This is a genomic window from Anaerolineae bacterium, from assembly GCA_011176535.1.
Lineage (GTDB): Bacteria > Chloroflexota > Anaerolineae > Anaerolineales > DRMV01 > DUEP01.
On the sequence record DUEP01000065.1, the window covers coordinates 1 to 12,481 of the forward strand.

Consider the following 12,481-nt stretch of genomic DNA (forward strand, 5'->3'; position numbering starts at 1 on the left):
CAACTCAAGTATACCAGAAATTATCTCTTTGTGTTGCGTTTTGCATGTTCAGGACGTGTGAGCGGCTTGCCCTTCTTCCCGGTTTATGCTAAAGTGGAAGCAATTGTCAGACGTCTGACCTTTTTGTGTGAGGGCCACCATGTCCTTGCAGGCGCGCTCCTTGGCCGAGCGCCTTGAAGCCATTTTGCGCGAACACATCCTGGCGGGGACTTATGCTCCTGGCAGCCGGCTGCCCTCGGAGAGCGAGTTGGCCGAGGAGTTCGGCGTCAGCCGGGCCACGGTGCGCACCGTGCTGGCCAGGCTGGCTGCCCAGGGGCTGATCCTGCGCCGTCACGGTGAGGGGACTTATGTCAACGCGCGCGCCCAGGGGGCCCATGCTTTCTTTGGGCATACCTGGGATTTCGTGCACCTTATTCAGAGTAACGGCTATGAGCCTGCCATCCGGCTGATGGCCCGAGAGATCCGCGCCGCCACCGAGGAGGAAGCCCATGCCCTGGCCATTCCCCTGGGGGAGGCCTTGCTTTCCCTTTATCGGATGTTCTATGCCGCCCAAACGCCGGTCATTCTGGCGAACAACCTTTTTCCTTTGAGGCTGTTTCGTGTGTCGCCCGATTCTTTGGACGGTGCGTTGCACATCCGCGATTTGCTGCGCCAGGCTTGCGGCTGCGAGATCGTTTTTGCCATCACCGAGATTCATGCCGTGCCCTTGCCTGATGAAGCTGCGGAACCGTTGGAGCGTCGAGCCGGAGAGCCGATTCTGGCCCTGGATATTGCCTTTTATGGGCAACAAAGCGAACCGCTCTCCATTGGCCGCAGTTTTTACGACGACACCCGCTTGCGCCTGAACCTGGTGCAGGCCTGGCGTTGAGCCTCACCCCCGACCAAGGAGGAACGTCGGTGCGCTCGCGTCTAAACGCCCTCTTTGACTTCGCCTTGCCCGTGATGGCGACCCTCCTGGCTTTACTGGTCGGCGCCGGGATGTTGCTGCTGTTGGGGGTCAACCCTCTGGTCGCTTATCGTGCCTTGCTGGTCGGCGCTTTAGGCAGCCCCAACGCCATCGCGGAAACCCTGGTCAAGGCCACGCCACTGCTCCTGGTGGGCCTGGGCATCTGCATCGCCTTCCAGGGTAATGTCATCAACATCGGCGGCGAAGGCCAGATGATTGTGGGGGCCATCTTGGGCACCCTGGTTGGCCTGACCTTCACCCACTGGCCGGGATGGTTGGTGATCCTCCTGGCGATGTTGGCCGGATTTCTGGGCGGGGCCATCTGGGGCGGCATTCCGGGAGCCTTGAAGGCCTACTTTGGGGTCAACGAAATTCTCAGTACGGTAATGATGAACGCCATCGCGGTCCAGTTGATGAACTACCTGCTTCGGGGGCCGATGATTGATCCGGCTCAGGCGGCTATGGCCTCGAAAATCCCCCAGACGGCCCGGTTGGCGCAGGCCTTTCACCTGCCCCGTCTGGTGCCCACCCGGTTGCATCTGGGCGCCCTGATCGCCCTGATGCTGGCCTTTGGCGTGTACATCTTCCTCTGGCGCACGGTGTGGGGATACCGCATCCGCGCCGTGGGGAAGAACGTGCACGCGGCGCGTTATGCCGGTATCCAGGTCAAGCGCTACATGGTGTTGGCTTTGTTGCTCAGCGGCGCCTTTGCCGGGCTGGCTGGGGTGATTCAGGTGTACGGCGTGAACTACCGCATGATCACCGACGGCTCGGCTACGGGCTTCACGGGTGGCGCGGGGTTCAACGGCATCGTGGCCGCGCTCTTCGGCAACCTGCACCCCCTTGGCACCATCCCGGCCTCGGTGCTTTTCGGCGCTTTGTTGGTGGGGGCCAATAAAATGCAACGAGCCGCCCAGGTGCCCTCGGCGCTGATCATCGCCCTCAACGGTCTGGTGGTGGTCTTCGTGGTGAGCAGCGAAATCTGGCGCCGCCGACGCCAACGGCGACGCCTGGCTCAAGAGATGGAAAGCCTTTCCACCGACAAAGTCGCCCCCCGACCCTCCACGCCGGAGGTGGGATGATGGAACATGTGCTGACCTCGGCGGTCCTGATGGGCATCCTGACTTCGGGCATTCGCCTGGCCACCCCTTACCTCTATGCTGCCCTTGGCGAGACCTTTGGCCAGCGCAGTGGGGTGCTCAACCTGGGGGTGGAGGGGCAGATGCTTTTGGGGGCCTTTGCCGCCTTCTACCTCACCTGGCGCACGGACAACCTCTGGTTGGGTTTGTTGGCCGCCATCATCGTGGGCGGCCTGATGGGCCTGGCTATGGCCTTCGTCACGGTCAACCTTCAAGCCGAGCAAGGCATCAGCGGGATCGGCTTCTACCTTTTCGGCCTGGGGTTGAGCGACCTGTTGTTCCAGAAGTTCATCGGCACGGTGAAAACGGTGCAGGGTTTTGCTCCCTTGCACCTGCCGGTGCTCAGTGACCTGCCCGTGGTGGGGGAAGTCTTTTTCAGTCACAACATCCTGGTTTACGGGGCCTACTTGCTGGTGCCCCTCTCGTGGTTCATGCTGAACAAAACCACCCTGGGGATGAACATCCATGCCATTGGCGAGAACCCTCAGGCCGCGGACTCTCTGGGCATCAGCGTGGCCCGTATCCGCTACTACACTTTGATCCAGGGCGGGGTGCTTTCGGGGATTGCCGGGGCTTCGTTGTCCATTGGCTTGCTCAGTGTGTTTCAACAAAACATGACCAGCGGTCTGGGCTTCATCGCCGTGGCTTTGGTGTACTTTGGCGCCTGGCGCCCTTTGGGGGTGTTGGGCGGCGCGTTGCTCTTCAGCATGGTCAACGCCTTTCAACTGTGGCTCCAGGTGCTGGGGGTGCCCATCCCCTCGGACCTGGCGGTGATGATGCCCTATGTGCTCACCATTTTGGTCCTGGTCGCCACCGTATCCAAAGTGCGGGCGCCCTCGGCCCTGGCGAAGCCCTTCGAGCGGGAATCTTAGGGGGAGTCCTCTCCCGAAAGGAGGTGAGACCGGCCCGATCCTTTGTCTGTTCCTGACCCCTTCCCTTTTTACATCTTTATCCATCCCGGAGGAAGCGTCATGTGGAGGAGAACCTTTGTCACGGTGTTGTTGTTCCTGGTTTTGGCGTTGGCCGTGGGGGCCTGTGCCAAAGCCACCCCCACGGCGGCCCCTCAGGCAGCCACCGAAGCGCCGCAAAAGCCCTTCCGCGTGGCGGTGGTCATGCCCAGCGCCATCAACGACCTGGCTTTTAGTCAGAGCATGTACGATGCGCTGGTCGCCGTGCAACAGGCCATGGGCGGCAAGGAGGCCATGGAGTTCGTGTACTCGGATGGTATGTATGTGGTGGATGACGCGGCCGCGGCCATCCGCGACTATGCCTCCCAGGGTTACGACCTCATCATAGCCCACGGCTCCCAGTACGGCTCCTCGCTCCAGGAGATCGCCCCGGACTTCCCCAACACCAGTTTCGCCTGGGGCACCACGGTGGATACTTTCGGCCTGCCCAATGTGTTCGCGTACGAGGCGGCCTCGGAAGAAGGTGGGTATGTGAACGGCGTGATGGCGGCCAAACTCTCGCAAAGCGGGGTCTTGGGCGTCATCGGCCCCATCGAGACCGGCGATGCGCAACGCTATGTGCAGGGCTTCATCGCCGGGGCGAAGGCCACCAACCCCGACATCGACGTGCGCGTGACCTGGACCGGCTCCTTCTCCGACACCACCCTGGCGGCTGAGGCGGCCAACACCCATATCGCGGCCGGGGCCGATGTGCTCACCGGCACGGCCCAGATGGTGGTTGGTGCCATCGGCGTGGCCAAGGAGAAGGGCGTGCTCTGGTTCGGCACCCAGGCCGACCAGAGTTCTCTGGCGCCCAAGATTGTGGTGGCCAACCAGGTCTATCACTGGGAGGTCGTCCTGACCCAGATGATTGACCTGATTCAGCAGGGCACCCTGGGTGGCCGGCCCTTCAGCATCAACCTGGCCAACGGCGGCGAGGTGATCCAGTACAACCCTGCTTACGACCTGCCGGTCGAGGTCAAGGACGCAGCCGAAGCAGCCATTCAGGGCATCAAGGACGGCAGTATCCAGATCGAGACCGGGAAATAACCCTGAGATGGGGCGCATCCATCCGCCAGAAGGATGGGTGCGCCCTTGGTCTCCGTTCGGAGGATGTCCATGCCCGATTCTGCGGCTCAACCTCCCCGGATCCAGACGGTCGAGATGCGCGGCATCACCAAGCGCTTCCCCGGCGTGCTGGCGAATGACCGCGTGGATTTTGATGTGCATGCCGGCGAGGTGCACGCCCTTCTGGGCGAAAATGGTGCCGGCAAAAGCACCTTGATGAAGATCCTCTATGGCCTTTACCAGCCCGACGAGGGCGAGATTTACCTCAACGGCCAGCGGGTGAGCATCCATTCCCCCGGCGATGCCATCCGTTTGGGCATCGGCATGGTCCACCAGCATTTTATGTTGGTGGAAACCATGACCGTGGCCGAAAACGTGGCCCTGGGGCTGCCCTCATCCCGAGGGCTGCTCACCGACCTGGAGGTGGTGGCCCGCCGGATCCGGGAGTTGGCCGAGACCTACGGGCTGTACATTGACCCCCAGGCGTACATCTGGCAACTCTCGGTGGGGCAGCAGCAGCGCGTGGAAATCCTCAAAGCCCTCTATCGAGGTGCTTCGCTGCTCATCCTCGACGAGCCGACCGCCGTATTGACCCCCCAAGAGGTCGAGGAACTTTTCGCCATCATGCGCCAGATGGTGCGAGAGGGGCACGCCCTCATTTTCATCTCCCACAAACTGCATGAGGTCATCGAAATCAGCGATCGGGTGACCGTGTTGCGCGACGGGCGCAAGATCGGCACCCGACCTACCGCCGAGACCACCAAGGCCGCTTTGGCCAACTGGATGGTCGGGCGGGAGGTGTCGTTCACCCTCGAGCGGGGGCCTGCGCAGGTCGGCGAGGTGCGGCTGGAACTGCGCGATGTTCACTGCGAGAGCGACCGGGGCACGCCGGGCCTGCAGGGCGTGAGCCTCACCGTGCGGGCGGGCGAGATTTTGGGCATCGCTGGCGTTTCCGGCAACGGGCAGCGCGAGTTGGCCGAGGTCATCACCGGGTTACGGGAGGTCACTTCGGGCCAGGTGCTTTTGGAGGACACGGACGTGACCCCTTGGGATCCTGGGGCGCGCACCGAGCGGGGGTTGTCCTATATCCCTGAGGAACGGATGCGCGATGGGGTCATCCAGGATTTCACGGTAGCCGAAAACCTCATCCTGCGCGACCACGCCAGGCCCCCCTTTGCCCGGCGGGGGTTCCTCGATTTGCGGGCCATTGCCCAGCACGGGGAACGCCTCATCCACGACTTTCGCATCAAGACCCCTTCGTTGCGCACGTTGGTGAAGAGCCTTTCGGGCGGCAACATCCAGAAAATCGTGTTGGCGCGCGAACTGGCCCGTCAGCCGCGGGTGATTGTGGCTGCGCAGCCCACGCGGGGTCTGGATATCGGCGCCACCGAGTATGTGCGCGAGCAGTTGCTGGAACAGCGGCGGCAAGGGGTAGCGGTCTTGCTCATTTCGGAGGATTTGGACGAAATTTTGGCCCTCTCGGACCGGATCGCGGTGATGTACGAAGGCCGCGTCATGGATGTCTTGCCCAACGAGAACGTCAGCCCGGAGCGCCTGGGTTTGCTCATGGCCGGCGTGGCCCCCGCTGCTTCGGCCTGAGCCACGAATTGACGAAGTAACGACGCAACGAAGTGACGAACATGCTTTGGCAACGCTATTACCGACCCAAAATCATCGAAGAGGCGCTGCACCTACTGGCGGCGATCCCGGGGGCCGCGATTTTGGCCGGGGGCACGGACCTGATTCTGGATGTGCAACAGGGGCGTCGGGACCCGTTGGCGGCTGCGGTGGATGTGACGGCGATCCCCGACTTGCAGGCCCTGGAAGTGCGGAGGGGACGGTTGTTCATCGGGGCTGCCGTGCCCCTGAGCCGCATCGCGGCCTCGCCCCTGGTGCATGAGCATGCCCGGGCGCTGGCCGAGGCCGCCGGACAAATGGCCGGGCCCCAGGTGCGGCGGGTGGCGACCCTGGGCGGCAATGTGGCCCATGCCTTGCCCGCGGCCGACGGCGCCATGGCGCTGCTGGCGCTGGACGCTCAGGCCGAAGTGGCCGGCCCCCAAGGGCGGCAGCAGGTGGCACTGCCTGCTCTCTATCGCGGCCCTGGACGATCTGCCCTGGCGCCCACCGAGTTGCTGGTGGGGTTTACCCTGCCCCTGGGTGGGCCGGGGCGGGCTTCGGCCTTCCGCCGGGTGATGCGGCCTCAGGGGGTCGCCCTGCCCATCCTCAACTGTGCCGTCTGGCTGCACCGCGAAGGGGAGCGCATCGTCCAGGTGCGCATCGCCGTTGGCCCCTTTGGCCCGGTTCCCCGGCGGGCCGTGGCGGCCGAGAGCGCTTTGTGTGGCCATCCCTTGACCGCCGAGACCGTCGCCCAGGCGGTGGATGCCCTTCTGCGCGAGGCCCGCTTTCGCACCAGCCTGTACCGCGCCACCCAGGCCTACCGCCGCCACCTGGCCGGGATTCTGCTCCGCGACGCCCTGCGCTTAGCGTGGGAGAGGGCGGGAGGGGCGTAACGAATGGCAAATAAGAAATTGCGAGTTAGGACACCGCACATGGAACATCGCACGTCGCACGCTTCCACGATCTCACCCGAACGCATCCCCATCACCCTGACCGTGAACGGGCGCACCTACCGCCTGGAGGTGGCGCCGGATGAGACCCTGGCGACCGTGCTCCGCCAGCGCCTGCACCTGACCGGCGTGAAGATCGGCTGCCAGGAGGCCGAGTGCGGCGCGTGCACCGTAGAGGTGGATGGCGAGGCCGTGCTCTCCTGCATCTACCCGGCCGTGCGGGTCGACGGCAGGCGCGTGCTCACCGTGGAGGGCCTGGCCCGCCAGGAAGAGACGGAATTTGTCCTGCATCCCTTGCAGGAGGCCTTTGTGCAGCATGGCGCGGTGCAGTGCGGTTTTTGCACCCCCGGCCAACTGATGGCCGCCCACGCCCTGCTGGAGCACAACCCCAACCCCACCCGCGAGGACATCCGGGAAGCCCTGAAGGACACCCTGTGCCGTTGTGGGGCGTATCGGGCCATCGAAGAGGCGGTGCAGGCGGCGGCTCAGGCCCTGCGCACTGGCGAGCCGCCCCCGCCGCCGCAACTGCCCGCTTCCACCCATGCGGGCCGCGTGGTGGGCCGCCCGCACATCCGCCCCGACGCCATCGACAAGGTCACCGGGCGCGCCATCTACACCGACGACCTGCACTTTGAGGGAATGCTCTACGCCCGTGTGCGCCGGGCCGAGGTGCCCCACGGCATCTTGCGGCGGATCGATGTCATCCAGGCCCGCGCCGTGCCGGGCGTCCAGGCGGTGCTTACCGCCGCCGATTTGCCGGCCGCTAAGCGCCACGGCCTGTTCGTGGACGATTGGCCCATCCTGGTCGGGGTGGGGGAGCGCATCCGTTATGTGGGTGACGCCCTGGCGATTGTGGCCGCCGAGACCCCAGAGGCCGCCGCCCAGGCTGTGGCCCGGATCGAGGTGGGGATTGAACCCCTGCCTCCCCTCACCGACCCCCTTGAAGCCCTGCGCCCCGATGCGCCCCAACTGCATCCCGGCGGTAACCTGCTCAAACACATCAAAGTCCGCAAAGGCGATGTGGAACAGGGGTTTGCCGAGGCCGATGTGATTCTGGAGCACACCTTCTTCACCCCACCCTACGATCATGCCTTTTTGGAGCCTGAATCCAGCGTGGCCGTGCCCCTTTCCGATGGAAGGATGGCCGTTTATGTCGGCTCCCAAATCCCTTATGCGGACCGGCGGCAGGTGGCTGCGGCTTTGGGCTGGCCGGAGGAGCGGGTGCACATCGTGGGGCAGACCATGGGCGGCGGCTTCGGCGGCAAGGAGGACATCGCCGGGCAGATTCACGCCGCCCTGCTGGCCCAGGCCACGGGCCGGCCGGTGAAACTGACCTACGATCGGCGGGAGAGCCTCATCGCCCACCCCAAGCGCCACGCCACCCGCATCCGGGTGCGCATCGGTGCCAAACGCGACGGCCGCCTGACCGCCATCCAGACCGAACTGTACGGCGACACCGGCGCTTACGCTTCCCTGGGTGAGAAGGTGATGACCCGCGCCACCACTCATTCCGCCGGGCCGTACGAGGTGCCCCATGTGCGCTCGGATTGCTACGCGGTGTACACCAACAACCCGCCGGCTGGCGCCTTTCGGGGCTTTGGCGTCACCCAGTCGACCTTCGCCATCGAGAGCATAATGGACATGCTGGCCGAGCGCCTGGGCATGGATCCGGTGGCCCTGCGCCGCAAGAACGCTCTGCGGGTCGGCTCGGTGACCAGCACGGGGCAGGTGTTGCGGGAGAGCGTGGGGCTGCTGGCGTGCATCGAGCGCGCGGAGGCCGAGATGCGCCGCCTGACCGACGGCGAAGCCCCCTTCCGACCGCGTCCTGTGCCGGGGGCGCCTCACAAGGTGCGGGCCTGGGGATTCGCCGTGGCCTTCAAAAACACCGGCCTGGGCGGCGGCGCGCCCGATGAATCCACCACCGAGGTCGAACTGTTGCCCGAGGGGCGCTTTGAGGTGCGCACCTCGGCCGCCGAACTGGGCCAGGGGTTAGTCTCGGTGTTGCAACTCGTGGTCGCCGAAACCTTGGGCCTCTCCCCGGAGCGGGTGCGGGTGTTGGTGATGGACACTGACCGTACCCCCGACGGCGGGCCCACCACGGCCTCGCGGCAGACCTTTGTCACCGGCAACGCCGCGCGCCTGGCCGCCCAGGTGCTGGCCGACGCCTTACGCTCCGCCCTGGCCGAGCGCTACGATTGCCCGCCGGAGCGTCTTCGCTTCACCGAGGCCGGGGTGGAACTCTGTGGCCGCACCCTCACCTGGCCCCAGGTGGCGGCGGAGATGGACGCTCTGGGCCGTCCGCCCCGCGTGCGCTACACTTACCGCGCCCCCGAAACCCGTCCCCTGGGGGAGGGCGGCGACATGCACTTCGCCTACGCCTTCGCGGCCCAGGCCGCCGAGGTGGAGGTGGATACCCTTACCGGCGAGGTGCGCGTGTTGCGGGTGATCTCGGCCAACGATGTGGGTGTGGCCCTCAACCCCCTGACCCTCAAAGGCCAGATCGAGGGTGGGGTGGTCATGGGCGTCGGCACGGCGCTCACCGAGCGTTTCATCCTCGAAGAAGGGCGGGTGGTCACCGATCGGCTGGCCCGATACCGCATCCCGGCCATCGGCCACACGCCGGAAATTGTGCCCATCATCGTGGAACAGCCGGTCGCCACCGGCCCCTTCGGCGCCAAGGGGGTGGGGGAGATTGTGAGCGTGCCCACGGCCCCGGCCATCACCAATGCCATCTACCATGCCGTGGGCGTGCGGGTGGACCGCTTGCCGGTGGACCAGGAAGCCCTGGTGCGGCAAAGCGCCCACGGATGACCCGCCCTTTGAGCGTCCGTGGGCCCTTTCTTTCCATTGACGCCCACGCCGCTTGTTGGTATCCTCTCCCCATGCCTCCCTATTACGCTGACCTGCACATCCACTCCCATTACTCCCGCGCCACCAGCCGCGACCTGGACATCCCCCACATCGCCCTGTGGGCCTTGAAGAAGGGCACCACCCTGGTGGCCACGGGGGACATCGCCCATCCCGGCTGGCTGGCCGAACTGGAGCAGCACCTGGAGCCGACCGAGGGCGACCTGCTGCGCCTCAAGCCCGAGGTGGAGCAGGCGGTGCACGCCCAACTGGCGCCGGCCCTGCGTCGCACCCTGCGTTTCGTGCTCGGTGGCGAGATCAGCACCATCTACAAAAAGGGCGACCGCACCCGCAAGATCCACCATGTGGTCTTCCTGCCCACCCTCGACGCGGTGCGGCGCTTTCAGGCCCGTCTGGAGCGCATCGGCAACATCCGTTCCGATGGCCGTCCCATCCTCGGCCTGGATTCCCGCGACCTGCTGGAAATCCTCCTCGAAACCGACCCGCGCGGCGTGCTCATCCCCGCCCACATCTGGACGCCCTGGTTCGCCCTGCTGGGTTCCAAATCGGGCTTTGACTCGGTTGAGGAGTGCTTTGACGACCTGAGCGAGCACATCTTTGCCCTGGAGACCGGCCTTTCCTCCGACCCACCCATGAACTGGCGCGTTTCGGCCTTGGATCGTTACACCCTGGTCTCCCACTCCGACGCCCACTCCCCCCGCAAACTGGGCCGCGAGGCCGACCGTTTGCACACCGACCTGACCTACGACGCGCTGTTCGATGCCATCCGCAGCGGGGACCCGAACCGCTTCCTCGGCACGGTGGAGTTCTTCCCTGAGGAAGGCAAATACCACTACGACGGCCACCGCAAGTGCAGCGTGCGCTGGAAGCCTGGCGAAACCCTGGCCCACGGCGGCCGCTGTCCGGTGTGCGGCAAGATGGTCACCGTGGGCGTGCTTCACCGCGTTGAAGAACTGGCCGACCGCCCCGAAGGCGCGGTCAAACCCAACGCCCTGCCCTACCACAGCCTGATCCCTTTGCCCGAAGTACTGGCCGAGTTTCTGGGTGTGCGCAGCGCTACCAGCAAGCGGGTCGAGCGGGAGTACGAGCGCCTGCTGGCTGCGTTGGGACCTGAGTTCGAGATCCTGCTGGATTTGCCCCTGGAGGACATCGCCCGTGTGGGCGGCCCCCGCTTGGCCGAGGGCATCGGCCGGATGCGACGGGGTGAGGTGCTGGTGGAGCCGGGCTACGATGGCGAATTTGGGGTCATCCGTGTCTTTGTGGAACGGACACCGCCCCGCGGGAAGAACCCCCTGCCGCTGTTTGATGTGCCCGAGCCTGAGGGTTTATCTGCCCCCCAGGGCCTCCCTGGGCCGGACCCCGAGGGGGCTGTGCCGCGATCGGAGGCGGTGACCGTTCCTGAGAAGACGGCCCTTTCCGACTCGTCCCTTGCGGCCGGCCTTGGTGAGGCCGAAGCGGCCTACCCCGCCCGGGGCCTTGGCGCCGACATCCTGGCCGCCCTCAACCCAGAGCAGCGCGCGGCGGTGCGCACCCTCGACCGCCATCTGCTCATCGTGGCCGGGCCGGGCACGGGCAAGACCCGCACCCTGACCGCCCGACTGGCTTATCTGGTGCGCACGGGGCGGGCAACGCCCGAGCAGTTGCTGGCCATCACCTTCACCAACCGCGCGGCTGAGGAGATGCGCGAGCGCCTGACCGGCTGGCTGGGAGCGGAGTCAGCCAGCCGGATCACGGTGGCCACTTTCCACGCCTTCGCCGCCGGCTTGCTGCGCACTGACGCGGAGCGCCTGGGCCTAAGCCCTGACTTTGTCATCGCCACTGAAGCCGACGCCCTGGAGGTGCTGCGCCGGGTGGCCCCCGACCTCACTGCCCGCCAGCGGCAGGACCTGTACGAGCGTATCCAGGCCGCCAAGCGTGGCCCTCACCCTACCCTCCTCGGTCATCCCTCCCCTCTCCCACTGGGAGAGGAGAGGGGGGAAGGCCGCGCCCAGCGTGAGCGAGGCGGCGGCCAGGAGGGAGAGGTGAGGGCGCCTGACGAAATCCCCTCTGCCTTGTGGGAGGCCTACCACGCCGCGCTCCGCGCCGCCGGTGCGGTGGATTACGGCGACCTGCTGGCCCTGGCCGTGCGCCTGTTGGAGCAAGACGCCGAAGTGCGGGCCGCTCTCCACGCCCGCTACCGCTGGCTGGCCGTGGACGAGTACCAGGACATTAACGCGGTGCAATACCGCCTGCTGCGCCTGCTGGTCGCGGGTGGGGCCAATGTGTGCGCCATCGGCGACCCCGACCAGGCCATCTACGGTTTCCGCGGTGCCGACAGCCGCTACTTCCACGCTTTCCCCCAGGATCTCCAGCCCGCGCAGGTGGTGCGTTTGCGGCGCAACTACCGCTCGGCGACCGCTATTCTCCGGGCGGCCCAGGACCTGCTGCGCGACCAGACTTCGGTCGCCGCTCAAGATTTGCTGGCCACCTTCGCTGATGAGGTGCAGGTGGAGGTGTACACTGCTGCCAGCGATGGCGCGGAGGCGGAGTTCGTGGTGCACCAAATCGAGCGCCTGGTGGGCGGCACGAGTTACTTTTCTGTGGACACAGGCCGCGTGGAGGGCAGCGACGAGGCCCGCTTTGCTTTCGGTGACATCGCTGTGCTCTACCGGACGCGCGCCCAACTGCCCGCATTGCGCGAGGCCCTGGACCGCGCGGGCATCCCCTACCAGACCCAGGGCGACGCGCTCACCCAGCACCCTGGCGTCCGCGTCGCCCTGGGTCTGGCTTGGCTGGTGCTCAACCCCCACGCCGGACTACATTGGGACACGGTGCTCCACCACTTCCGCCTGGAGCGCCTACGGGGGGCGTTGCTGCACCCCTCCCCTTCTGGGAGATGGGCTGGGGGTGAGGGCGCCTCGCCCGCCGCCCTCCTGACCCGCGCCGTCGCCCAGGCCGCCTTGCGCG

General features: G+C 66.0%; 8 protein-coding genes. All 8 read left to right on the plus strand.

Translation table 11 applies throughout. The features are described from left to right. Positions 1-139 precede the first annotated feature (139 nt). Positions 140-868 carry a GntR family transcriptional regulator gene (locus G4O04_06725; protein HEY58214.1) on the plus strand — a complete coding sequence of 243 codons (729 nt, stop codon included), beginning with the start codon at positions 140-142 and terminating at the stop codon, positions 866-868. Between the two features lie 74 nt (positions 869-942). Next, on the plus strand, positions 943-2,028 hold the full coding sequence (locus G4O04_06730) for an ABC transporter permease (GenBank protein ID HEY58215.1): 1,086 nt from the start codon (positions 943-945) through the stop codon (positions 2,026-2,028). Then, the gene (locus tag G4O04_06735; protein HEY58216.1) at positions 2,028-2,957 is read left to right on the plus strand and encodes an ABC transporter permease; all 930 of its coding nucleotides are present in this window, start codon (positions 2,028-2,030) and stop codon (positions 2,955-2,957) included. The genes G4O04_06730 and G4O04_06735 overlap by 1 nt, the downstream gene beginning before the upstream one ends. A gap of 99 nt (positions 2,958-3,056) precedes the next feature. Next, positions 3,057-4,082: a BMP family ABC transporter substrate-binding protein gene (locus tag G4O04_06740; GenBank protein ID HEY58217.1), complete on the plus strand. Its 1,026-nt coding sequence runs from the start codon at positions 3,057-3,059 to the stop codon at positions 4,080-4,082. Positions 4,083-4,145: 63 nt separating this feature from the next. Further along, positions 4,146-5,699, plus strand: coding sequence for an ABC transporter ATP-binding protein (locus G4O04_06745; GenBank protein ID HEY58218.1), 1,554 nt, complete (start codon positions 4,146-4,148; stop codon positions 5,697-5,699). Positions 5,700-5,740: 41 nt separating this feature from the next. Then, positions 5,741-6,610, plus strand: coding sequence for a xanthine dehydrogenase family protein subunit M (locus G4O04_06750; GenBank protein HEY58219.1), 870 nt, complete (start codon positions 5,741-5,743; stop codon positions 6,608-6,610). 39 nt (positions 6,611-6,649) lie between these two features. Beyond that, positions 6,650-9,478: a molybdopterin-dependent oxidoreductase gene (locus tag G4O04_06755; protein ID HEY58220.1), complete on the plus strand. Its 2,829-nt coding sequence runs from the start codon at positions 6,650-6,652 to the stop codon at positions 9,476-9,478. Between the two features lie 71 nt (positions 9,479-9,549). Further along, positions 9,550-12,481, plus strand: a 2,932-nt coding sequence (locus G4O04_06760) for a UvrD-helicase domain-containing protein (protein ID HEY58221.1), incomplete at its 3' end; no start/stop codon positions are given.

Excerpts from the sequence above, each read along its gene's own strand:
- G4O04_06730 (HEY58215.1), top strand. The coding sequence starts at position 943 with ATGGCGACCCTCCTGGCTTTACTGGTCGGCGCCGGGATGTTGCTGCTG.
- G4O04_06735 (HEY58216.1), top strand. The coding sequence starts at position 2,028 with ATGGAACATGTGCTGACCTCGGCGGTCCTGATGGGCATCCTGACTTCG.
- G4O04_06740 (HEY58217.1), top strand. The coding sequence starts at position 3,057 with ATGTGGAGGAGAACCTTTGTCACGGTGTTGTTGTTCCTGGTTTTGGCG.
- G4O04_06745 (HEY58218.1), top strand. The coding sequence starts at position 4,146 with ATGTCCATGCCCGATTCTGCGGCTCAACCTCCCCGGATCCAGACGGTC.
- G4O04_06725 (HEY58214.1), top strand. The coding sequence starts at position 140 with ATGTCCTTGCAGGCGCGCTCCTTGGCCGAGCGCCTTGAAGCCATTTTG.
- G4O04_06750 (HEY58219.1), top strand. The coding sequence starts at position 5,741 with ATGCTTTGGCAACGCTATTACCGACCCAAAATCATCGAAGAGGCGCTG.
- G4O04_06755 (HEY58220.1), top strand. The coding sequence starts at position 6,650 with ATGGAACATCGCACGTCGCACGCTTCCACGATCTCACCCGAACGCATC.